Source organism: Streptomyces sp. Edi2 (assembly GCF_040253635.1).
Taxonomy (GTDB): domain Bacteria; phylum Actinomycetota; class Actinomycetes; order Streptomycetales; family Streptomycetaceae; genus Streptomyces.
In genome coordinates, this window is record NZ_JBEJGX010000003.1 from 1,977,866 (window position 1) to 2,000,620 (window position 22,755).

20 protein-coding genes and 1 pseudogene are annotated in these 22,755 nt (G+C 70.7%); 8 read left to right on the plus strand and 13 right to left on the minus strand.

Annotated features, from left to right (window positions below; all coding sequences use genetic code 11):
• The gene (locus ABR737_RS12185; protein ID WP_350250199.1) at window positions 1-1,338 is read right to left on the minus strand and encodes a CynX/NimT family MFS transporter; all 1,338 of its coding nucleotides are present in this window, start codon (window positions 1,336-1,338) and stop codon (window positions 1-3) included.
• 145 nt (window positions 1,339-1,483) lie between these two features.
• On the opposite strand from ABR737_RS12185, the gene ABR737_RS12190 reads away from it, so the two are divergent.
• Entirely contained in the window at window positions 1,484-2,167 is a 684-nt protein-coding gene (locus tag ABR737_RS12190) for a FadR/GntR family transcriptional regulator (protein WP_350250200.1), read from the plus strand.
• Between the two features lie 229 nt (window positions 2,168-2,396).
• On the opposite strand, the gene fabI is transcribed toward ABR737_RS12190, so the two are convergent.
• Both fabI and fabG read right to left on the minus strand, forming a co-directional pair.
• A complete protein-coding gene (fabI, locus tag ABR737_RS12195; RefSeq protein WP_189102722.1) occupies window positions 2,397-3,167 on the minus strand; it encodes an enoyl-ACP reductase FabI in 771 nt (256 codons plus the stop codon).
• A 5-nt stretch (window positions 3,168-3,172) separates the two neighbouring features.
• A complete protein-coding gene (gene fabG, locus ABR737_RS12200; protein WP_350250201.1) occupies window positions 3,173-3,877 on the minus strand; it encodes a 3-oxoacyl-[acyl-carrier-protein] reductase in 705 nt (234 codons plus the stop codon).
• A gap of 327 nt (window positions 3,878-4,204) precedes the next feature.
• Here fabG and ABR737_RS12205 point away from each other — a divergent pair, with 327 nt between their 5' ends.
• The gene (locus ABR737_RS12205; RefSeq protein WP_350250202.1) at window positions 4,205-5,737 is read left to right on the plus strand and encodes a TldD/PmbA family protein; all 1,533 of its coding nucleotides are present in this window, start codon (window positions 4,205-4,207) and stop codon (window positions 5,735-5,737) included.
• Window positions 5,738-5,761: 24 nt separating this feature from the next.
• Here ABR737_RS12205 and ABR737_RS12210 read toward each other — a convergent pair whose 3' ends face one another.
• The 5 genes and pseudogenes from ABR737_RS12210 to ABR737_RS12230 form a co-directional block, all read right to left on the minus strand.
• Window positions 5,762-6,007 (minus strand): hypothetical protein, encoded by a 246-nt coding sequence (locus ABR737_RS12210; RefSeq protein ID WP_350250203.1) that lies wholly within the window; start codon window positions 6,005-6,007, stop codon window positions 5,762-5,764.
• Between the two features lie 299 nt (window positions 6,008-6,306).
• Window positions 6,307-6,693, minus strand: a complete 387-nt coding sequence (locus ABR737_RS12215) for a hypothetical protein (protein WP_350257158.1) — start codon at window positions 6,691-6,693, stop codon at window positions 6,307-6,309.
• Window positions 6,694-7,177: 484 nt separating this feature from the next.
• Window positions 7,178-7,771: pseudogene (locus ABR737_RS12220) on the minus strand (FAD-binding oxidoreductase); the annotation flags it as partial.
• Window positions 7,734-8,603: a DAPG hydrolase family protein gene (locus ABR737_RS12225; RefSeq protein ID WP_350250204.1), complete on the minus strand. Its 870-nt coding sequence runs from the start codon at window positions 8,601-8,603 to the stop codon at window positions 7,734-7,736. The pseudogene ABR737_RS12220 and the gene ABR737_RS12225, both read right to left, overlap by 38 nt.
• A 32-nt stretch (window positions 8,604-8,635) precedes the next feature.
• Complete coding sequence (locus ABR737_RS12230) at window positions 8,636-10,057, minus strand: arylsulfotransferase family protein (RefSeq protein WP_350250205.1); 1,422 nt, start codon at window positions 10,055-10,057, stop codon at window positions 8,636-8,638.
• A 902-nt stretch (window positions 10,058-10,959) separates the two neighbouring features.
• On the opposite strand from ABR737_RS12230, the gene ABR737_RS12235 reads away from it, so the two are divergent.
• Together ABR737_RS12235 and tyrS are read left to right on the plus strand one after the other, a co-directional pair.
• Complete coding sequence (locus ABR737_RS12235) at window positions 10,960-12,411, plus strand: metallopeptidase TldD-related protein (protein WP_350250206.1); 1,452 nt, start codon at window positions 10,960-10,962, stop codon at window positions 12,409-12,411.
• Window positions 12,412-12,684: 273 nt separating this feature from the next.
• On the plus strand, window positions 12,685-14,088 hold the full coding sequence (gene tyrS / locus ABR737_RS12240; RefSeq protein ID WP_350250207.1) for a tyrosine--tRNA ligase: 1,404 nt from the start codon (window positions 12,685-12,687) through the stop codon (window positions 14,086-14,088).
• Window positions 14,089-14,168: 80 nt separating this feature from the next.
• Here the strand turns inward: tyrS and ABR737_RS12245 are convergent, their stop codons facing one another.
• A complete protein-coding gene (locus ABR737_RS12245; protein WP_350250208.1) occupies window positions 14,169-14,447 on the minus strand; it encodes a GlsB/YeaQ/YmgE family stress response membrane protein in 279 nt (92 codons plus the stop codon).
• A gap of 245 nt (window positions 14,448-14,692) precedes the next feature.
• Here ABR737_RS12245 and ABR737_RS12250 point away from each other — a divergent pair, with 245 nt between their 5' ends.
• Both ABR737_RS12250 and ABR737_RS12255 read left to right on the plus strand, forming a co-directional pair.
• Window positions 14,693-15,067: a DUF3099 domain-containing protein gene (locus ABR737_RS12250; RefSeq protein WP_350250209.1), complete on the plus strand. Its 375-nt coding sequence runs from the start codon at window positions 14,693-14,695 to the stop codon at window positions 15,065-15,067.
• A 232-nt stretch (window positions 15,068-15,299) separates the two neighbouring features.
• Window positions 15,300-15,548, plus strand: coding sequence for a hypothetical protein (locus tag ABR737_RS12255; RefSeq protein WP_350250210.1), 249 nt, complete (start codon window positions 15,300-15,302; stop codon window positions 15,546-15,548).
• Between the two features lie 77 nt (window positions 15,549-15,625).
• Here the strand turns inward: ABR737_RS12255 and moaA are convergent, their stop codons facing one another.
• The 3 genes from moaA to ABR737_RS12270 form a co-directional block, all read right to left on the minus strand.
• Entirely contained in the window at window positions 15,626-16,615 is a 990-nt protein-coding gene (gene moaA, locus ABR737_RS12260) for a GTP 3',8-cyclase MoaA (protein WP_350250211.1), read from the minus strand.
• Between the two features lie 196 nt (window positions 16,616-16,811).
• Window positions 16,812-18,449 carry a monocarboxylic acid transporter gene (locus tag ABR737_RS12265; protein WP_350250212.1) on the minus strand — a complete coding sequence of 546 codons (1,638 nt, stop codon included), beginning with the start codon at window positions 18,447-18,449 and terminating at the stop codon, window positions 16,812-16,814.
• Window positions 18,446-18,790 carry a DUF485 domain-containing protein gene (locus tag ABR737_RS12270; RefSeq protein WP_350250213.1) on the minus strand — a complete coding sequence of 115 codons (345 nt, stop codon included), beginning with the start codon at window positions 18,788-18,790 and terminating at the stop codon, window positions 18,446-18,448. Before ABR737_RS12270 ends, ABR737_RS12265 begins: the two co-directional genes overlap by 4 nt.
• 218 nt (window positions 18,791-19,008) lie before the next feature.
• On the opposite strand from ABR737_RS12270, the gene ABR737_RS12275 reads away from it, so the two are divergent.
• Together ABR737_RS12275 and ABR737_RS12280 are read left to right on the plus strand one after the other, a co-directional pair.
• Window positions 19,009-19,206, plus strand: coding sequence for a hypothetical protein (locus tag ABR737_RS12275; protein ID WP_350250214.1), 198 nt, complete (start codon window positions 19,009-19,011; stop codon window positions 19,204-19,206).
• A gap of 198 nt (window positions 19,207-19,404) precedes the next feature.
• Window positions 19,405-20,919 (plus strand): S8 family serine peptidase, encoded by a 1,515-nt coding sequence (locus tag ABR737_RS12280; RefSeq protein WP_350250215.1) that lies wholly within the window; start codon window positions 19,405-19,407, stop codon window positions 20,917-20,919.
• Between the two features lie 132 nt (window positions 20,920-21,051).
• Here the strand turns inward: ABR737_RS12280 and ABR737_RS12285 are convergent, their stop codons facing one another.
• A complete protein-coding gene (locus ABR737_RS12285) occupies window positions 21,052-22,755 on the minus strand; it encodes a TIGR03086 family metal-binding protein (RefSeq protein WP_350250216.1) in 1,704 nt (567 codons plus the stop codon).

A 22,755-nucleotide genomic window follows, 5' to 3' on the forward strand; every position in this document is an offset into this window, starting at 1 on the left:
TCAGGTCTCGTCCTCGATCCGGCGGTCCCGCCCGGCCAGCACGCCCACCGCGATCTGCGGCACCATCAGCCCTGCCATCAGGGCGATCGGCAGCCCCCAGCCGCCGCTGTGCTGGTAGAGCGTGCCGACCAGCAGCGGCCCGGGAACGGAGATCAGATAGCCGACGCTCTGGGTGAAGGCCGAGAGCTTGACGACCCCGGCGGAGCTGGTCGAACGCATCCCGATCATCGTCAGGGCCAGCGGGAAGGCGCAGTTGGAGATGCCCATCAGCACCGCCCAGGCCCAGGCTCCGGCGGCCGGTGCCAGCCACAGTCCGGCGTAACCGGCCAGGCCGCACAGGCCGAGCAGCACCGCGAGCGGACCCTGATGCCGCATCCGGGCCGCCAGCCGCGGCAGGACGAAGGAGAGCGGGACGCCCATCGCCATGGTGACCGCCAGCAGCACTCCCGCGGTGCCCGCCGAGACCCCGGCGTCGCGGAAGATCTGCGGTATCCAGCCCATCGTGATGTACGCGGCGGTGGCCTGCAGGCCGAAGAAGACGGCCAGTGCCCAGGCCGTCGGTGAGGAGGTGATCCGTACGGTGGTTTCCGCGGTGGGTGCCGCGCCGTCCGCGGCCGGCCCGGCGGCGGCCCTGCGCTGCCGTGCCACCAGGAGCCAGGGCAGCACGGCGAGCGCGGCGAGCGCCGCCCACACCGCCAGGCCGGTCCGCCAACTGCCGCCGAGCGCATCGGTCATGGGCACGGTGAGCGCCGCGGCGAGCGAGGTGCCCAGGGCCAGCGCCATGGAGTAGAGCCCGGTCATCGGGCCGACCCGGTCGGCGAACCAGTTCTTGATGACCACCGGCATCAGGACGTTGCTGACCGCGATGCCGGCCAGGGCGAGCCCGCTGGCGGCGAGGAAGCCGCCGGTGCCGCCGGCATACGGGCGCACGGCAACGCCCACGGTGATCGCGACCATACCGGCGCAAACGATCGCCCCGGGCCCGAAGCGCCTGGCCAGGCGGGGTGCGGCGAGGCCGAAGGCGGCGAAGCACAGCGCGGGTACGGAGGTCAGCAGGCCGGCGACGGTGCCGCTCATGCCGAGGCCGTCACGGACCTCCTCCAGCAGCGCGCCGAGGCTGGTGATGGCCGGGCGGAGGTTGAGCGCGGCGAGGACGAGACCGGCGATCAGGATCCACCGCAGCCGGTGGCCGGCCGGCCCGGTCGCCGGGAGGCGGCTCTCCGTAGTGGCTCCGCCGAGGCCCGGCTGCGGGCGTCCGGTGCCGTGGGCGGGCCGGTCGGCGGGGGTCGTGCGGGGCTCGGCGGCGGGGCCGAGGGTCGCGAGGTCGTCGTCTGCCATGGACACCATCATAGAATCATGGGATGAATGCCTGTCCAGTCGATATCGATAGCCTCTGCTGTCGCGGCCGGCACCGGCGACCACCGGGCTCCGCCGGGCGCCGCACCGCCCCCTTCCGCCGTCCCCGTCACCCCGGAGTGCAGCCATGCCTCTGACTTCGCCCCGCCGGTCCGCGCTGGCCGACCAGGTGATCGCGCAGCTGCGCGCCCAGATCACGTCCGGCGAGTGGCCGGTGGGCTCCCGCATCCCGACCGAGCCGGCGCTCGTCGAGCAGCTCGGGGTGGCCCGCAACACCGTCCGCGAGGCCGTACGGGCGCTGGCGCACAACGGGCTGCTGGACATCCGGCAGGGCTCGGGCACGTACGTGGTGGCGACCAGTGAACTGGCCGGGGTGATGAACCGCCGGTTCGCGGCGGCCGAGCCCGGGCACGTCGCCGAGCTGCGCAGCGCGCTGGAGGCGTCGGCCGCCCGGCTCGCCGCCGAGCGCCGTACCGCACAGGACCTGCGGCAGATCGATGCCCTGCTGGAGCGGCGCGAGCGCGCCTGGGAGTCCGGCGGGGCGGCGGCCTTCGTGGAGGCGGACGCGACCTTGCACATGGCGATCGTGGCGGCCTCGCACAACGAGGTGCTGGCCGAGATCTACGCGGACCTCGGGGGCGTGCTGCGCGACTTCCTGCGGGCCGATGTGGGCGAGGAGCTGCGGCCCGAGGCGCATATGGACCATGCCCGGCTGGTCGAGGCGATCCGGGCGGGCGACGGCGACCGGGCCGCCGCCGAGGCGGGCGCCCACCCCTTCGGCTGCCGGCCCGGCCTCCCGGACCGGGGCTGACCCACAACACACCGCATACGCCTCACACGCCGCATACGCCTCACACACCGCACGCGCCACACACGCCGCACCCCCCGCCTCCGGCACACCGCACCCCGGCGTGGCCCCGCCGACTCCCGCCCCGTAAAGCCACACAACCCGCCCGCAAACGCGTCCTGCCCGCCCCGGCGGACCGGGACGGGCAGGACGGACGAGCAGCGCGGACGGGCAGCGCAAAGGCGCCGGCGCGTCAGGCACCCATCATGTGCACACCACCGTCGACGTGGACGATCTCGCCCGTCGTCCGGGGGAAGAAGTCGGACAGCATGCCGACGACTCCGCGGCCGGCCGGCTCCGGGTCGGCCAGGTCCCAGCCGATCGGGGCGCGGTGGTTCCACACGTCCGCCAGCTCCTCGAAGCCGGGGATGGACTTGGCGGCCATCGACTTGATGGGGCCGGCCGAGACCAGGTTGCAGCGGATGTTCTTGGCGCCGAGGTCACGCGCCAGGTAGCGGTTGGTGCTCTCCAGTGCCGCCTTGGCCACGCCCATCCAGTCGTACTTCGGCCAGGCGATCTGCGCGTCGAAGGTGAGGCCGACGACCGCGCCGCCGTGCTCCATGAGCGGCAGGCAGGCCATGGTCAGCGACTTGTACGAGTACGCCGAGACCTGCACCGCGGTGCCCACGTCCGACCACTCCGCCTCCAGGAAGTTGAAGGCGCCCTGCGGGCCGAAGGCGATGGAGTGCACGATGCCGTCGAGGCGGGCGCCCTCACCCTGGTGCTCGCGGATCTTGTCGGCCAGCCCGTCCAGGTGCTCCTGGTTGGTGACGTCCAGCTCGATGACCGGCGCGGGCTTGGGCAGCCGCTTGGCGATCCGCTCGACGAGCGAGAGCCGGCCGAAGCCGGTGAGGATGACCTCGGCGCCCTCGTTCTGGGCGACCTTGGCCGCCTGGAACGCGATCGACGACTCGGTCAGGACTCCCGTGACCAGGATCCGCTTGCCTGCGAGGATTCCACTCATGCTGATCAGTGACCCATGCCCAATCCGCCGTCGACAGGAATGACGGCTCCGGTGATGTACGCGGCCTCGTCGGAGGCCAGGAAGCGGACCGAGGCGGCGATCTCCTCGGGCTGCGCATACCGCGCGAGCGGTACCTGCTTGACGATGCCCTCCCGCTGCTCGTCGGTGAGCACACGGGTCATGTCGGTGTCGACGAAGCCGGGGGCGACGACGTTGACGGTGATGTTGCGGCTGCCCAGCTCCCGGGCGAGCGAGCGGGCGAAGCCCACCAGGCCGGCCTTGGAGGCGGCGTAGTTCGCCTGGCCCGGGGCGCCCATCAGGCCCACCACGGACGAGATCAGCACGACCCGGCCCTTGCGGGCCCGCAGCATCGCCCGGTTGGCGCGCTTGACCACCCGGAACGTGCCGGTGAGGTTGGTCTCCAGGACCGAGGTGAAGTCCTCCTCGGACATCCGCATCAGCAGCTGGTCACGGGTGACGCCGGCGTTGGCCACCAGCACCTCGACCGGACCCTGCTTCTCCTCGATCTCCTTGTACGCCTGCTCGACCTGCTCGCTGTCCGTGATGTCGCACTTCACGGCCATAAACCCCGCGGGCGGCTCGCCCGAGCGGTAGGTGATGGCGACCTTGTCGCCTGCCTCGGCGAAGGCACGGGCAATGGCGAGGCCAATGCCGCGGTTACCTCCGGTGACCAGAACCGAGCGGCTCAAGAGATCACCCTTTCCGTTTCCTGTCCGGCCTGCGTTCGATACGAAACTATCGGTCACGGAGCCTTTAGGTGGAATCCAGCACGGACAGGCACGGGCGCCGGTCACTGTCGGGTCTCCACAGAACCACCACCGCGGCACGCCCCCCGGCGGCCCCCGTGCGTGCCCCCGGCGCGCCCCCGGCGGCCACTTCCCGTGCCCGCACCGGCGCCCGGCACCTGCCGCACGCCCTGGCCGACACCCGGCGCCGCACACCGCCGCACACAGTCGTGCCCTGGGCCAACGGCGCCCGGCAGGGCATGATGCAGGCGCCGACCACGGGAGGACTCCTTGCCTGCACCCCATGCCGTTGACGAAACATTCCTGGCGCTGCCGTTGCACGCGCTGGCCGACGCGGCGCTGGCCCGCGCTCGCGCGCTGGGCGCCGACCATGCGGACTTCCGCCTGGAGCGGATCCGCAGCGCGTCCTGGCGGCTGCGGGACGCCCGTACGTCCGGGACCTCGGACACCACCGACCTCGGGTACGCGGTCCGGGTGGTGCACGGCGGGGCCTGGGGCTTCGCCTCCGGGGTGGATCTGACCATGGACGCGGCAGCGCGGGTGGCCTCGCAGGCGGTGGCGATGGCCAAGCTGTCGGCCAAGGTCATCCGGGCGGCCGGCTCCGACGAGAGGGTCGAGCTGGCCGACGAGCCCGCCCACCCGGACCGCACCTGGGTCTCCTCGTACGAGATCAACCCGTTCGACGTACCGGACGCCGAGAAGAGCGGGCTGCTGGCCGAGTGGAGCGCCCGGCTGCTGGGCGCCGAGGGCGTGGCCCACGCGGACGCCTCGCTGCTGGCCGTCCAGGAGAACAAGTTCTACGCCGACAGCGCGGGCACCGGCACCACCCAGCAGCGGGTGCGTCTGCACCCCGAACTGACCGCCGTCGCGGTGGACCCGGTGACCGGCGACTTCGACTCGATGCGCACCCTCGCCCCGCCGGCCGGCCGCGGCTGGGAGTACCTGACCGGCGACCACCACGACTGGGACGGTGAGCTGGCCCGTATCCCCGAGCACCTGGCCGAGAAGATGCGCGCGCCGCACGTCGAGGCCGGCACGTACGACCTGGTGGTGGATCCGTCCAATCTGTGGCTGACGATCCACGAGTCGATCGGGCACGCGACGGAGCTGGACCGGGCGCTGGGCTACGAGGCGGCGTACGCGGGCACCTCGTTCGCCACCTTCGACCAGCTCGGGAAGCTGGCGTACGGCTCCGCGCTGATGAATGTCACGGGCGACCGGACCGTCGAACACGGCCTCGCGACCATCGGCTACGACGACGAGGGGGTGGCCGCCCAGTCCTGGGACCTGGTCAAGGACGGGACCCTGGTCGGCTACCAACTCGACCGCAGAATCGCGAAACTGGCGGGCTTCGACCGCTCCAACGGCTGCGCCTACGCGGACTCCCCCGGCCATGTGCCGGTCCAGCGGATGGCGAACGTCTCGCTGCAGCCGGCCCCGGACGGCCCGTCCACCGAGGAGCTGATCTCCGGGGTGGAGCGCGGCATCTATGTCGTCGGCGACCGGTCCTGGTCGATCGATATGCAGCGGTACAACTTCCAGTTCACCCAGCAGCGGGCCTACGCGATCCGCAACGGGCGGCTGGCCGGGCAACTGCGTGATGTCGCCTACCAGGCGACCACCACCGACTTCTGGGGCTCGATGACCGCGGTCGGCGGACCCCGGACCTATGTCCTCGGAGGGGCTTTCAACTGCGGAAAGGCCCAGCCCGGACAGGTCGCCGCGGTGTCCCACGGCTGCCCCTCGGCGCTGTTCCGGAACGTGAACATCCTGAACACTGCGAAGGAGTCGGGGCGTTCTTGAGCCCTCAGCGGCCGACGAACGGCATCATGCCGGGGAACCCCCGACGTCGCGCCGGCTGGAAAGAGCCACCTGGCCAATCGTGGAGAGCTTCAGGGAGGCTTCTGCGTCGACGACGATCCACCCCTTTTCAAGAAGAGACTGGAGCTGTGTCCGGACCTCGTCACCCAGCTCTTCGGCCAGGTCGTCATCCGTCGGGGAGTCGCCGGACCGGAGTCGCTCAGCGATGCGGAAGATGAGGCCTTCTTCCTCCGCCGTGATGTGGAAGTCCATGGGAGGAAGGTACGGGCACAGACGCATGGGCGCCTCCGGTAATCCACCCCGAGCCGGCTCCGGCTGCCGCACCGGTACCCACAGCACCATGGGATCTCGCAGCTACGGTCCCACCGGGGCGCGTCTCTCCTCAGCGGGCGGCCGGTCTCTGCCTCCACCAGCCCGTAGCCCCCTCGTCAAGGTCTGCTCCCAGGTCGGCATCACGTCATCACCAGCCCCCCGAGGAGTCCGGTTCGAACCGGTGGGGACAGGGATGGAGGATCGCCCACGAAATGCCGTCTGACCTGCACAGATCACCGTCAGAGGGGTGTGCCCTCCGCTCCTCCGGTGAAGCGTCCGGCAGGCCGGCCGAGCCAGGACACGAACATCCCGTCCGGATCCCAGGTGGCACGGAGATCGTCGAGCCGGCGGAGGTTCTCGTCGGTCACGAAGCGGTAGGGGCGGTTGAGCAGGTTCTCGTCGGCCAGCTGGATGCCACTGGCGTAGGGCTCCCACGCGCGCATGCGGTCGGTCACCCACCGGGTGTACTTGCTGTCGTCGGCCGGATCGGTCCAGGCCGCATAGAGCGCGTAATACAGTTCGTCCTCCACGGAGTAGGCCATCGGCGGGCGTGGGGGCTGTCCCTCGCGGCCTGCCCAGTTGAACATCACCAGGTGCGACGGTGCCGGTGGCCAGGTCTTCAGCATCTCCTCGAAGTGGGGCCACAGGTCGTCGAACTAGGCGTGGGTCCACATGTTGCTTGGTCTCGTCGTAGTGCGGGTCGGTGCCGAAGCGGCTCAAGGTTGCGGTGTCCGTCACCTCGTTGAGGCGGGTCGTCAGCGCTTGAGCGCGTGCGGGACAGGACTCGTAGACCGACAGCTGCTCCCTCGCCTCCTCCTCGGTGTCGGTGAAGGCCGTCGCGTTGAGGGCGATGAGCGGCTCATCGCCGGTCATCGGGTCGCGGCTGCACAGGAGATTGATCTCCGCCGGCGTCCGGCGGCCGATCTCGTGCACGAAGCGGTAGACGTCGTACGCGGCCGAGGCCGGCCAGAAGTAGCCGCTGTTCATCGTGACCCGCCTGCGCGGATAGAGCTTGACGTAGAACCTGGTGACGACGGCGAAGAAGCCTGGACCGGCTCCGCGGGACGCCCAGAACAGGTCCGGGTTCTCCGTCTCGTCGGCATGGACCTGCTCGCCGGCGGCGGTGACCGCGTCGATGCCGGTGACCGACATGCAGGCCGGTCCGTAGTCCCGCCCGGCCCAGGCGAACCCGCCCTGCAGCAGGTACCCGCCGAGGGAGACACCTGAGCAGTGCCCCGTGGGAAAGAACAGGTTGTGACCTGCCAGCATCGAGCTGAGCTCTGATCCTTTGATGCCGGGTTGGGCGGTGCCGGTCGTCGCTTCCCGGTCGACCGTCACGTGCCGCAGGTGCGAGAGGTCGATCAGTACCGTGCCGTCACGCAGGTGCGAGGCGGACCAGCTGTGGCCGCCGGAGCGCACCGCGATCTGCAGGCCCTCCTGCCTGGCGAGCTTGACCGCTCCGACGACGTCGTCCTCGTTGTTCGCCGGCACGATCACTTCGGGGTATCGCTCCGGCACCCCTGCGTGCCAGCAGGCTGCACGACGCAAGCTCTCGTAGCGGTCGTCACCTCGCCGCAACACCCTGCCTTCGCTACGAGGCGCCATGCCCTCTCCCTCTTGGGGTCTTCCGTGAATTGGTTCCCGCTGCCCGCTGCAGAACGGCTCTTTACGGCTGGTCGCGCCCTTCATCGCGGGTGAACTCATCGAAGAGGTCCGGAAGAAACGCGGCGAGGTGGTTCATCTCCTGGGAGCAATGCACGACCATGGCACGGGCCTGCTCCGCGCCGGATTTCCTCAAGCCGTCAGCTGCCGTTTCGAGCTCACCGGTCAGGGATGCTGCTCCGCGGGGGGCGACGTACTTCCCGCCCATCCAGAAGCGTGAGCGCATCTCACTGCCGCCCTTCACCCGCCGTACGTGATGAATCAGATAGCCCCAGTCGAGCGGGACGCGGGACAGCCCGACCACACCGCAGACCGCGGTCGCCTCGTCCGGGTCGAGACTGTCTTCGCTGAACCCGAACCTGCTGGGCCGGACGAAGCGGATGGCGAGCTCGCCGAGGGCGCTGCCGACGTATTCATCGACGAACGACGTGCCCCCGATGTACCTCTCGCGGTACAGCGCACTTCGGTCCGCGGGGCCTCCTGACCATGCGGCGTAGACGTGGGCTCGCGGGTACCACAGTTTGTACCGCTGGGTCTCCGTGGCGTGCCACCAGAACCACCAGTCCAGCATGTCCGGGGATACCCCGGGCATACCGGTCAGCGTGGCGATGTGCAGGGAACCGTCGTCGCAGAGGCTGTATCCGTTCTCCAGGTCGTGGTAGCCGGTGTCGCTCAGCGTCCCGGCAGCGTCGAAGTCCAGGCACAGCAAAGGCGCCTGCGGACCGAGTGCGAGCGCCTCCCTGACGTGTTCCGGCAGCGGCGCCATTACGGGATTCCAGTACTTCGCGTACCACTTGCCGTCGAGTTCGCCGGCCTGCATTCCTATGTGGGGCCGGCGCCCCGGGTCGGCCCGTGGTTCCACCGCGTCAGCCATCCGACACCTCCCTCACGGCGCCGCAGGCGCCGTCATCCGGTCAGCCTCACGACTCTCGACGCCGCGAGCACCCGCCCTTTGGCGTCAAGTGCCCTGACCTGGAAGTACGGACCCCGGTTAGCTGTCGCGAGCGCCGTCTCGAACCCCGTCCGGGAGGCACGTCCGACGACCACCGACAAGGAATGGGGCTCCGTTCCGGCAAGCAGTTGCCACGCTCTGGTCTCCGTGGAGCCGTTCCACGAGGCATACACGACGCTGTGCCCATCCCTGAGTCGTGCCGCCGCACTCGGCGGGTAGTACGGCCGGCCGACCCATCGGTTACGGAAGGTGCGGTACGAGATATCGGAGCCCGGCATCTTCGCGTCGTAGAGCAGGCTCTGCAAGCCGTTGTTCTCGGAGTTCCCCGGATACGCGTACTCCGAGTAGTAGGAATTCTGGCCCCACCCGATGAACTGGTTCCCGTTGGGAAGAGCCTGGGTATTGCCTTGGGAGGCGGAAAACAAGGGCGGCGCGTGATAGTAGGTCGTTTCCACGGTCGCCCTGCGGCGGGGAAAGTCAAGGTTGAGGATCAGGCCGTGTGACTGCTGCTCCGGCGTGCCGTCCGGCTGGTTGCAGCAACCGTCATCGAACATGCTGATGCGGTTTCCGGGCCGGAACCTGGCGTCGTGCTGCCAGAAGAAGTCCGCGTTGCGGCCGAAGGTGAAGTCGCTCTTCTTCCCGCCGAGTTGCCAGCGGATCCGGCCGGACCTCTTGGAGATGTCGTAGACCGCCCACATGTTGCGTGCCGAGATCAGCAGCTCGCCGTCCGGTCCCTCGTCGATCGAGTTCATGTGGTAGGCATCCCACACCCCTCCGGATGAGGACGCATCGGACGCGGCAACCTCGGAGTCGGCCGGATCGACGTGATCCAGAATGTCCCACGAGAAGACGAGTTTCCCCGTGGCGAGGTCGACCTCCTGGACCTCGCTGTCCAGGATGGCCCCGTCCTTCGGACCGCCGTAGGCACTGAGGTCCATGGGAACCGGCCTGGACGCGATGAACAGCGCGGTTCCGCTGCGGGTCAGGATGAATTCGTGCTCGTCCGGATGGAAGCCGTGACGGGCGAAGACCGTCCTGACCAGGCGGTAGTGGCTGTCGTAGAGGTAGTAACACCCGCCCGGTTCCGGAGCGCCGCCCGGCAGGTTCGTGTACGCGGGGGGAATCGCAATGGACCCCTGCCACCAGGTCAGCACGGGTTCTGCGGTGCGTTTCCGGGAGTCGTAGTAGGTCTGAACCTTGAAGTCGGCGTTCTGGAGGCTGGTCGAGGGCAACGGCCGGAACCAGAACGGCTCACCCGAGTTGTCGGAGATCAGTGCCCCGGTCTGGCCGATCATGGTGCTGCCGATGGTGTACGGGGCGACGAAGATTCTGCCGGGTGCCGTTCCGGGGCGCTGCGCGGTCACCGTGACCCGCATGGGATGAAGTCGTGGCTCGGAGACGAAGTTCCACACCCCGCTGCCCGAAGTGACCAGCTCCGGCGCGGGCGGGCTCCCGGTCGGAGGAGCCGGCTCCGTCGCACACAAGCGAGGCTCCGTTGGCGGACTCGCCGCGGCGGGAGGTGCACCGCTCACGAAGGCCAGCCCCGCGGCCAGTGCGCAGGCCCCTGAGGTGCGGCTCATCCGGCTCATGGCCCTGCGGGCAAACAGCTTTCGCTCCGCCATCGTCTCTCCGTTGCGATGCGTCAAAGGCCTGAGCCCCGGGAGTCCCGGCAGCACGAGCAGGTCCCTGGGGTCCTGCGCTCTCTGGTGACGCTATGCACCACTGGCATGGGATGCCTGCTGGAGGGTCCGTCCGGAGGACCCTCGTACGGGATCGGCCGGATCTGCAGGGCGCTGACGTTGCATGTGCCCCGCATGGCCGGGCGTGCGAAGCGGCACCGGACTCTCGACGACCCCCGGAAAAGGACGATTCCGGACGCGGTGTGCGCAAGTGGCTCCTGGGCTGGATGAGTTCCGCGAGAATGCCGGACCGGCCGTGTGTCAGTTGGTGCCCCGGCGTCGCGCCGGCTGGAAAGAGCCACCCGGGCGACCGTGGCGAGGTTCAGCGAACGCCCCGTCTGCCACTGCGGGTACCCGGCACCCTAAGGTCTCTGCGCCCCCGCCCCCTGGGACGTCTCCCCCTCAGGCGGCCCCCTCGGGCGGCCCCTCAGCCCTGGCCCCGCTCGGTCGCCGAAGTGGCCTGGCCCCCCATCGGGCTCAGTCCGCCCTTGGCAGAGCACTCCATGGCCGTGCAGACCGCTCGATAAGCTCTGCTCCCAGGTCGACACCACATCCGCACTCCGCCCCGCACAGTGCGCTTTCCACCAGGAGGCCGGTCGATGAGCACCCGTACACCGCGCAGGAACAGGCCGCACGAGATCGTCGAGCGGGCTCTGGAGCTCTCCCGGGCCGACGGCTGTGTGGTCATCGCCGATGAGCGCTCCGGCGGCAATCTGCGCTGGGCGGGCAATGCGCTCACCACGAACGGCGTGACCCGCGGGCGCACCCTGACGGTCGTGGCGACCGTGGACGGCGGACAGGGCACGGCGTCCGGTGTCGTCTCCCGCTCCGCGGTGACCGCGGACGACCTGGAACCGCTGGTGCGGGCGGCCGAGGCGGCCGCCCGGGACGCCGGGCCCGCCGAGGACGCCCAGCCGCTGGTCGGCGGCGAGAAGGTGTCCGCCGACTTCACCGAGGCGCCCGCGGAGACCTCCTCGGAGGTGTTCGCGGCGTTCGCCCCGGCGCTGGGTGAGTCCTTCCGGCAGGCCCGGGCGGGCGGCCGTGAGCTGTACGGCTTCGCCCGCCACGAGGTCGTCTCCTCGTATCTGGGTACCTCGACCGGGCTGCGGCTGCGGCACGACCAGCCCACCGGGACGCTGGAGCTGAACGCCAAGTCCGCAGGTACTGGCGCGGCCGGACCCCGCTCGGCCTGGGCCGGCCGGGCGACCCGCGACTTCACCGATGTCGATCCGCGGGAGCTGGACGGTGAGCTGGAGCGGCGGCTGGGCTGGGCCGGGCGGCGGATCGAGCTGCCCGCCGGGCGGTACGACACCCTGCTGCCGCCGACCGCCGTGGGCGACCTGCTGGTCTACCAGATGTGGTCCTCCGGGGCCCGGGACGCCGTCGAGGGCCGCACGGTCTTCTCCCGGCCGGCCGACGGCGACGCGGCGGGCCGGCCCGGGGCGGGTACCCGGCTGGGCGAGCGGCTGAGCGAGCTGCCGCTGACGCTGCGCAGCGACCCGCGGGCGCCCGGTCTGGAGTGCGCACCGTTCGTGCTGGCGCACTCCTCCGGCGACGATGCGTCCGTTTTCGACAACGGGCTGCCGCTGACGGCCACCGAGTGGATGCGCGAGGGGGTGCTGAACCGGCTGCCGACCACCCGGCACAGCGCCGGGCTGACCGGCCTTCCGGTGGCGCCGGGGATCGACAACCTCCTCCTGGAGGGCGGTGGTTCACGCTCGCTGGAGGAGATGGTGGCCGCCGCCGGACACGACGGCCCGACGCTGCTGCTGACCTGCCTGTGGTACATCCGCGAGGTCGACCCGGCGACGCTGCTGCTGACCGGGCTGACCCGGGACGGGGTCTACCTGGTCGAGCAGGGCGAGGTGGTCGGTGAGGTGAACAACTTCCGGTTCAACGAGTCGCCGGTGGACCTGCTGTCCCGGGCCGTGGAGGCGGGCCGTACGGAGCGGACCCTGCCGCGGGAGTGGGGCGACTACTTCACCCGGGCCGCGATGCCGGCGCTGCGCGTCCCTGACTTCCATATGAGCTCGGTCAGCCGCGGGGTGTGAGGCCGCGGGCGTCCGCCCGGCCGGTGGCACGGGCCGGGCGGACGGCGGCGGGCCGGGCGGGCGACGGGCCGGCGGGCTCTGGGCAGCCGGCGGGCTGCCCGGTGGCAGCGGGCCGACCGGGCGGACCGCCGGACGGGCGCACGGCAGGCGGACCGCGGACGGCGGACGGCGGACGGCGGACGGCGGACGGCGGACGGCGCGGGAGCGTCCTCCAGGGCGAATAGACTGTCCGCTTGTCCACCCGTTCGGGAACCACGATCGATCAGGAACGCCATGACACGCCTCGGCGAATCCGTCGCCCGCGCCAGCACTCTGCTCTCCGCCGACCTCTCCTCGGACACCACCGTCCAGGAGCTGCTCCAGGAGACGGGCGCGCGGCGCTATCTCGACCTGACGGACCTGCCCGCCAAGGAGCAGGCCGAGCTGATCGCGGCCCGTACGGTCGAGGTCCTGCCGGGCGTGGAGAAGCTGGCCGAGCGGATCGAGGAGCGCCGGGCCGCCGGCAAGGGTCTGCACATCAAGTTGGGCATCGACCCGACGGCCACCGATGTGCACCTGGGACATGCGGTGCCGCTGATCGTCCTGAGCCGGTTCCAGCGGCTGGGGCATGACGTCACCCTGATCATCGGCGACTTCACGGCCAAGATCGGCGACCCATCGGGCCGTACGGCCGAGCGCCCGCCGCTGACCGACGAGGACATCGCGCACAACCTCGCCACGTACCGCGAACAGGTGCGGCCCTTCTTCGACTTCGAGAAGGTCAGCTTCCGGCAGAACAGCGAGTGGCTGGCGCCGTACACCTTCCCGGAACTGCTCATGCTGCTCGCCCAGGTGCCGGCCTCCCAGCTGCTGCAGCGCGAGGACTTCCGCAACCGGCTGGCGGCCGGCTCCGGCCTGACCATGACGGAGCTGCTGTACCCCGTCGCGCAGGGCCTGGACTCGGTGGCGCTGGAGTGCGATGTGGAGCTGGGCGGCTCCGACCAGCTGCTCAATCTGCAGATGGGCCGCAAGCTGATGGAGCTGCGCGGGCAGCGGCCGCAGCTGGTGGTGACCATGCCGCTGATCGAGGGCACGGACGGCACCGGCGCCAAGATGTCCAAGTCCAAGGGCAATTACGTCGGGCTGAGCGCCCCCGCCGACGATGTCTTCGGCAAGATCATGTCGGTGCCGGACCGGCTGATGGAGCCGTACCTGAAGGCCTGGACGGAGTGGACGGACGGGGAGATCGCGCTCGCCCTGGGCCGGGTCGCGGACCGCTCGCTGCACCCGATGGACCTCAAGAAGGTCCTGGCGGGCGAGGTCGTGGCGGCGCTGTACGGCATGGAGGCGGCGATGGCGGCGCGGGCCGGTTTCGTCGCGCAGTTCTCCAAGAAGTCGTTCTCCGATGTGGACTCGCTCCCGGTCGTCGATGTCGCCGCGCACGGCGCGGAGACGGTGGCGACGGTGCTGACCAAGATCCTGGAGTTCACGCCCAGCGCCTCGGCGGCGCGGCGGCTGGCCAAGCAGAATGCGCTGCGGCTGGTCGTGGAGGGCGAGGACGGGCAGCAGACCGTGACGCTCGCGGAGGCCGATTCGGTCCGGCCGCTGGGTGAGGTGCTGGCCGAGAAGCTGGCGGACACGGCCGGGGTCGCGTACCTCAAGGCCGGACGGAAGCTGGCTCAGCTCGACGGCCGCTGAGAGCGCGGATGACACGGGCGGCCGGTGCGCATCGCTGCGCGCCGGCCGCCCGTGTCATCCGCGTCTCGGGGAGACACCGCCTAGGCGGCATGTCTCTTGCGGCCGCGCATGGAGGCCCAGATGCGGTCACCGACGGCGACGACGACCACCGCGCCGGCCAGTTGCAGCAGGTGCCGGATCCAGTCGATGCCCCGGGTCTCGTTGACCCCGATGCCGGTCGCCACCCAGTTGCCGAGGACGCTGCCCAGCATGCCGAAGATCACGGTCAGCCAGAGCGGGATCTGCTGCTTGCCCGGGATGATGGCCTTCGCGATCAGGCCGAGCACCAGGCCCACGATGATGGCCCACAACCACGTCATGTCGACTCCTCCTGCGGCACCGTGCAGATGACACTCGCCCGCTCAGTGTCGCCCGGCATCGGCTACGGCGCACGCCGGGACCGTCGTACGCACCGGTGCGGTGAGCAGGCTCCGCCGGAACGCGGGGACAGACCCCGCGGAACGGGGCATGACCCGGTCTCGAAGGCGGCGCAGCCGCGGCGTACCGTGGAAACCGACCGGATAACGGGGAGAATCCGGCACGACTGAGCAGGCGGTGGAACGTGATGCGGAAGCAGAGCAGCGACCAGGCCTTCCGGATCACCGGGGCGCGGCAGGGCCTGTCCGAGGATGTGCGCGGACGGCAGCGGCGGTATGTGATCTCGATGGCGGTGCGGACGGTGGCCGTCGTGCTCACCGTCGTGCTGTGGAACATCGAACGGCCCGTCGCCATCGCGACGCTGGTGCTCGGTCTGACGCTGCCCTATATCGCGGTGGTGATCGCCAACGCGGGCCGGGAGAACGCCCCTTCGCTCCCGAAGACCTTTGTCGCGGGCGCGACCCGGCCGATGCTGACACCGGGGGCCGGCGACGCTCCGGCGGAATCCGTTCCGGAGCGGCCGGCGGCGGGCCCCACCGCGTCACCACATGACCCCAGCTGATCATCACCCGGTCTGCAAAGCTCAAGAAAAGCTCAGATCAATCATGGAGTTCCGGTGCACCAGGCACCCTCCCCCGTGACATACTGCGTACGCGCTCCGCATCCCCCGTCGGAGCGACGGACCGACGCCGGGCGGCTCCCCCCGTGGCTGCCCGGCGTCGTCATGTCCGCAGGTCCGCGGGGTGCGGTGGACCGGGCCCGGGGCTGTGCGCGCAGGACGTAGGGTTGAGGCCGTGAACTCCCCGAACTCCCAGGAACCCGCCGAGGACACCGTCATCTGTTCCGCGAAGGGCTGCCGCGCCGCCGCCGTATGGGTGCTGGCCTGGAACAACCCGAAGCTGCACACCCCGGACCGGCGCAAGACCTGGCTGGCCTGCGAGGAGCACCGGGAGCACCTGTCGCAGTTCCTCGGCGTGCGCGGTTTCCTCAAGGATGTCGTGAGGCTGGAGGAGTGGGAGGCGTCGTCGGCCGCCGGTCACTGACGCCGGCCTCAGACGCCGTTCACTGACGCCGTTCACTGACACAGGTCGCCGACGCAGGCCGCCGGCGCCGGACCGGCTCAGCCGCCGATCGAGGACATCGGGCGCTCCGGCTGCAGGAACGAGGGGTCGTCCAGGCCGGAGCCTGCCTTCTTGCCCCACATCGCGTGCTCCCATATGCGGGCGATCTCGTCATCCGGGGCCCCGGAGCGCAGGGCGGTACGCAGATCCGTCTCCTCGGTGGCGAACAGGCAGGTACGGATCTGGCCGTCGGCGGTCAGCCGCGTACGGTCGCAGGCCCGGCAGAACGGGCGGGTGACGGAGGCGATCACACCGACGCGGTGCGGTCCGCCGTCGACGATCCAGCGTTCGGCGGGCGCGGAGCCCCGCTCGTCCTGGCCCTCGGGGGTGAGGGTGAAGCGGGTGCGCAGCGAGGTGAGGATGTCGCCCGCGGTGATCATGCCGTCGCGCTTCCAGCCGTGCTGGGCGTCCAGCGGCATCTGCTCGATGAAGCGGAGCTCGTAGTCATGGGCGATGGCCCAGGCCAGCAGGTCGGGGGCCTCGTCGTCGTTGAGCCCCGGCATCAGGACGGTGTTGACCTTGACCGGGGTCAGACCGGCCGCGCGGGCCGCCTCCAGACCGCGCAGGACATCGTCGTGCCGCTTGCGGCGGGTCAGGGCCTGGAAGACGTCCGGCCGCAGGGTGTCGAGGGAGACGTTGACGCGGTCCAGGCCGGCGTCGCGGAGTGCGGCGGCGGTGCGCTGCAGGCCGATGCCGTTGGTGGTCAGCGACATCTGGGGGCGCGGGGCGAGGGCGGCGACGCGCTCGACGATGCCGGGCAGGCCGGGGCGGAGCAGCGGTTCACCGCCGGTGAAGCGGACCTCTTCGATGCCCAGGTCCCGTACGGCGATGCCGATCAGCCGGACGATTTCGTCGTCGGTGAGCAGGTCGGGCTTGGCCAGCCACTGCAGCCCCTCTTCCGGCATGCAGTACGTACATCGCAGATTGCACCGGTCGGTCAGTGAAACGCGCAGGTCGGTGGCCACACGACCATAAGTGTCGATGAGCACTGGGCCCCCTCCCCAAGAGTGTTGGCTCGGTACCTCTCCTCCGGTGGATCAGTACGCCTTCGAGCCTACGCGATGGGTGTGACAGTGAGCAGGGGGGAGAAGCACGAGGTGGGCGGGGTGGAGTCGTAGAGATCTACGATGCCACCCCGCCCACCTCCTGTAGGGACGGCTCAGCCGGGCCGCCGGCGGGGCCGCCTCAGTGCGCTCCGGTGCCGGTCAGCGAGCGGACCTCCAGTTCGGCGTACTTCTTGGCGTCCGGCTCCTCCTTGGACAGCAGGGACCCCAGCCAGCCGAGCAGGAAGCCCAGCGGGATGGAGATCAGGCCAGGGTTCTCCAGGGGGAAGACGGCGAAGTCGGCGCCGGGGAACATCGAGGTCTCCTTGCCGGAGACGACCGGGGAGAAGAGGACCAGGAGGACGGAGGAGACGAGGCCTCCGTAAATGGACCACAGGGCGCCCCGGGTGGTGAACCGCTTCCAGAACAGGCTGTACAGGAGGGTCGGGAGGTTGGCGGAGGCGGCGACCGCGAAGGCGAGTGCCACCAGGCCGGCGACGTTCAGGCCGCGGGCGAAGACCCCCAGGACGATGGCGACGGCTCCGATACCGACGGTCGCCCAGCGGGCCGCGCCGACCTCTTCCTTCTCGGTGGCCTTGCCCTTGCGCAGGACGTTGACGTACAGGTCGTGCGCGAAGGACGAGGACGAGGCGAGGGTGAGGCCGGCGACCACCGCGAGGATGGTCGCGAAGGCGACCGCGGAGATGACGGCGAGCAGGATCGCGCCCCCGGTGGAGCCCGCGCCACCGCCGATCTCCTGCGCGAGCAGCGGAGCCGCGGTGTTGCCCGCCTTGTTGGACGCGGTGATCGTCCCGGGCTTGATCAGGGCCGCGGCGCCGAACCCGAGCGCGATGGTCATCAGGTAGAAGACGCCGATGATGCCGATCGCCCAGTTCACGGACTTCCGGGCGGCCTTGGCGGTGGGGACCGTGTAGAAGCGGATGAGGATGTGCGGCAGGCCCGCGGTGCCCAGGACGAGGGCGAGACCCAGCGAAATGAAGTCGATCTTCGAGGTGACGGTGGCGCCGTACTTGAGGCCGGGCTCCAGGAAGGCGGCACCCTTGCCGCTGTTCTCGGCGGCGGCGCCCAGCAGGTCGGAGAGGTTGAAGTGGAACTTGAGCGCCACCAGGAAGGTGATCAGCAGGGTGCCGGCGATCAGCAGGACCGCCTTGACCATCTGGACCCAGGTGGTGCCCTTCATCCCGCCGATGGTGACGTAGAGGATCATCACGATCCCGACGAGGACGACGACCAGGATCTTGCCCGCCTCGCTGGTGATGCCCAGGAGCAGGGTGACCAGGGCGCCCGCACCGGCCATCTGGGCGAGCAGGTAGAAGATCGAGACGATGATGGTGGAGGTGCCGGCGGCGGTGCGGACCGGGCGCTGGCGCATCCGGTAGGCGAGCACGTCGCCCATGGTGAAGCGGCCGGAGTTGCGCAGCGGTTCGGCGACCAGGAGGAGCGCGACGAGCCAGGCGACGAGGAAGCCGATGGAGTAGAGGAAGCCGTCGTAGCCGAAGAGGGCGATGGCGCCGGCGATGCCGAGGAAGGAGGCGGCGGACATGTAGTCGCCGGAGATGGCCAGGCCGTTCTGGAATCCGCTGAACTGGCGGCCGCCGGCGTAGAAGTCCTCCACGCCCTTGGTCTGCCGGCCCGCCCAGACGGTGAGGCCGAGGGTGGCGGCGACGAAGACCGCGAAGAGGGTGACGATCAGGGTGCGGTGCTCGCCCGCGCCGCCGGCCGCGAGGCCGAGCGCGAGGGGAGGGTGCAGGGGGCTCATGCGTCACCTTCCAGGCGGGACTTGATGGCCTCGGCCTTGGGGTCGAGCCGGGTGGCGGCGTGCCGGGAGTACCACCAGGCGATGAGGAAGGTCGTGACGAACTGGGCGATGCCGAGGACGAAGGCCACATTGATATGGCCGAGGACCTTGGTGCCCATGAAGCCGCCGGCGTAGCTCGACAGCAGCACGTACCCGAGGTACCAGAGGATGAAGGCGACGGTCAGCGGGAAGGCGAACGAGCGGTGTGCGCGGCGGAGTTCATCGAATTCCGCACTCGACTGCACCTGGATGTAGTCGGGCGGCTCATGCGTCCCCGGGTCGAGGGTCGGTGCGGCGCTCACGGAATCTCCTGACGCGAAGGGGCGGGCCCGGGCCGGTCCGGCGGATCGGCCCGGGAAGAGCCCGGCCGACGGTAAAGCTCACGTAAGTGATCTGGATCACGCATGGTAGAGGCGCGTCAGACGATACGACAGGGGTCCGTTGGTTGAATCCCAGAAGAAACCGGGGGAATGCCCGCGCCGTACCGCCACCGCGCGCGGGGCGCTTCGTTGAGCCCGGTGTGAATCCGCCGCCACAGCAGGCCCCGCAGCCCCCCGTTCCCCGCCGGCGCCCCTACGGCAGCATCCGGCTGCCGGCGCCACTCACCCTCGCCCCGTCGGAACCACGGCCGGGGACGGCCACCGTCGCGCGCCGCTGGTACGGACCGCGGATCGCGCTGCCCCCGCTGAGCATCACCACCCTGCGGCGCGACGGCTAGACCGGACCAGGCAGGCGTCCAAGACGGACGAAATCGGGTGACGCACTATCAATTTCACACTCCTGGCGGGTTTTCTCCCCGTTTTTTCGCCGAAGTCCATTGCTGCACACGAGTGGTCGCCGATAACTTCACATCTCACTTGCAACCGCCCGTGCGCAACCCGCGCACGGGCGGTCTCACGGATGATGTGGAGTATCCATGGCACATCCTCGATCCAGACGCATGCGGGCGCTGGCCGTACCGCTCGGACTGGCTCTGACGGCGTCCCTCGGTTTCCTCCCGAACGCGGCCACCGCCGCGTCCCAGGACTCCGCCCCGGCCGCAGCGGCCTCGGCCGACGGCCCGCTGCTGTCGTACGTCGTGAACACCACGCCCGGCCATGCCGCGGTCGGCAAGGTCGAGAAGGCGATAGCCAAGGCCGGCGGGAAGGTGGTCATCGCCCACGATCAGATAGGCGTGATCGTCGTCCACTCGGCCAACCCCGAGTTCGCCGCGTCGATGCGCGCGGTACCGGGCGTGCAGTCGGCGGGCGCGACCCGCACCGCGCCGCTGAAGGCGCAGGGCACCACCGACGTCGGCAAGCCGCAGAAGATCGACCTGCCGAAGTCCCAGCTGGCGGCGGCCGGCAAGGCGGCGAAGGCGAACAGCGAGGAGCCGCTCGAACCGCTGCAGTGGGACCTGCCCGCCATCAAGGCCGACAAGGCCGCGAAGGTGAACCCGGGCAGCAAGAACGTCACCGTCGCCATCATCGACACCGGTGTGGACGACACCCACCCCGACCTGAAGGCCAACTTCTCCGCGAAGCAGTCCGCCAACTGCGTGGGCGGCGTGGCCGACACCTCCAAGGGCGCCTGGCGGCCCTGGAACCCGGACGAGGACTACCACGGCACCCACGTCGCGGGCACGATCGCCGCGGCCCGTAACGGCGTCGGCGTGGCGGGGGTCGCGCCGGGCGTGAAGATCTCCGCCCTCAAGGTCAGCGAGCCGGAGACGAGCCTCTTCTACGCCGAGAGCGTGGTGTGCGCCTTCGTCTTCGCGGCCGACCACGGCGTCGAGGTCACGAACAACAGCTACTACGTCGACCCGTGGATGTTCAACTGCAAGGACGACGCCGACCAGGCCGCCATCATCGACGCGGTCGGCCGTGCGGCGAGCTACGCCCAGCGCAAGGGGGCGATCAACATCGCCGCGGCGGGCAACTCGGGCCTCGACCTGGCGGCCCCTCAGCTCCCCGACGCCTCCAGCCCGAACGACTCCACCCCGGTCGAGCGCACCATCAACCCGAAGACCTGCTGGGACGTTCCCACCCAGCTGCCGGGCACGGTGACGGTCGCGGCGACCGGCGTCAACAAGGCCAAGTCGTACTACTCGAACTACGGCCTCGGCCAGATCGATGTGGCCGCTCCGGGCGGCGACTCGCGGCAGGTGCCCGAACTGCCCGCCAAGAACGGCAACATCCTCTCCACCATGCCGGGCGGTGACTGGGCCTACCTGGCCGGCACGTCCATGGCGACCCCGCACGTCGCGGGCGTTGCGGCGCTGCTCAAGAGCACCCACCCGAAGTCCAGCCCGCAGGAGATCCAGTGGCTCCTCAAGGAGCAGGCGGACAACCCCGGCTGCCCCACGGGTGACGCGACCTGCACCGGCACCAAGCATGTCAACGGCCACTTCGGCTACGGCATCGTCGATGCGCTGGACGCGGTGAAGAAGTAACTCCCCGGCTTTTCCGGGAGGTTGAGGGGAAGGGTCGGGTGGTGCGTCACCCGGCCCTTTGCCTTGCGGGTGCGCCGCCCCGGGCGGGTGCCGCGGGCCCGGGCGGGTGCCGCGGGCTCCCGGGGCGGGTGGTCAGGCCGGGGCGCGGCCGGGGGCGATCGGGTCGCGACCGAGGAAGGCGGCCAGCCGGTCCGTGGCGTGCGCGCCGGGCGGGGCGGGGCGCTCGGGGGCGAACGAGCTGCCCTCGGTGCGCGGTGCGGCGCCGTAGATCCGGCGGGCCGCCGCCAGGGTCTCCTCGGCGACCGCGGGTGCCAGGCCGGTCGGTGCGCCCGTCGCCCGGGCCAGGTCCCAGCCGTGTGCGAGGAGTTCGACCACCACCTGCTGGACGAGCATGGCGCCGGGCGCGTCGTAGGGACCGTAGGTGCGCCGGAGCATCCCGCTTCCGCTGAAGGCGGCGAGGGCGGCCCGCGCCGAGTCCTCGAAGGCGGCGCGGTGATCGTCGCCGAGGTGACCGGCGGCGTGGTCGGTGCGCGGGGCGTCCTCGGCGATCGAGGCGGCCATCAGGTTCTCCCACACCATGTGGTCGAGCAACTGCCGTACGCGCCACCCCGCGCACGGTGTCGGCAGGTCCAAGTCCTCGGGCCGTACGGCGGCGACCAGCGCGGACACGTCCCGGATCACCTGCTCGTAGGCGTACATCACCCGGTCCGGGTCGGTGCCGTCGAACGCGGACCGGTCCAGTTCGTACGGCCGGGGGTGGGCGCGCAGCGCGGCCGCGGTCCAGGCGCCCGCGCGGTCCCAGCGGGGCGGGGCGGGCCGGCCGGTGACGGTGCACAGCAATTGCCAGTAGCGCTCGACGGCCGGCTCGGCGGCGGTCTCCAGTTGCTCCAGCAGCCGACCGCGGGCCTGCGGGCCGTCCTCGGCGGGTGGGTCGGGGGTGCCGGCCTGGGTGGGGAGCCAGGCGGCGATCAGCTCGGCGAGGAAGGGCTCCGCGGCCGGGGAGTCGGGGGCGATGCCGGCCGCGACGGTCTCCTCTCCTCGCAGCCGCATCAGCTCCGCGACACGCACGGCGGCCTGTTGCTGCGCGGCCTGTTCTTGCGCGGCCTGCTCCGGCTCCCGTTCCTGCGCCGCTTGTTCCTGCGCGGCCGGCGTCTCCCCCGCGGCGCGCGTCCCGCTCGCGGCATGCGCCCCGCTCGCCGCCGGCCCGGTGCGCGCGCTGTACTCGGCCAGCCGGCGCAGCGCCGCCCGTAGGTCCGGGCCCCGGACCAGGGCGGTCAGTGCGGTCCAGGCGTCGATCTGCTCGGGGGTGGGGTCGTCGGGCAGATCGGGCACGGCGGCCAGCAGACCGCTGCGGTAGGCGGGGGCGTCCACACCGTCGAGGGCGTCCTCGACGAAGTCCGTGATGATGCGGCGGCGTTCCCGGTCCGACAGGCGGGCCAGCTCGGTCATGGTCGGCAGCTCCTCTGCTGCGCTCCCCCGCGCGGCCACCGACCGCAGCACGGCGCGCTGCAGTTGCAGAGTGCGTATCTGTGCGTCCAGCGCATCCGCCCACTGCGCGGCCGTCTCGGCGACGGTGCACTCGCGGTGCAGCACGGAGCGGATCGCCGCCAGCCCGATGCCCAGGTCGCGCAGGCTGCGCACGGTCTCCAGGCGGGCCGGGGCGTCCGCGCCGTACAGCCGGTAGCCCGCGGGGGTGCGGGCGGTGGGCGGCAGCAGGCCCTGCTCCGACCAATTCCTGATGGTCTTGACCGGAACGCCGGTCAGGCGCGCCAGCGCGCCGATGGTGAGCAGGTCCGTGCCGTCCTCGTACATGCCGTCCACTGTCGGGTCTCCCAC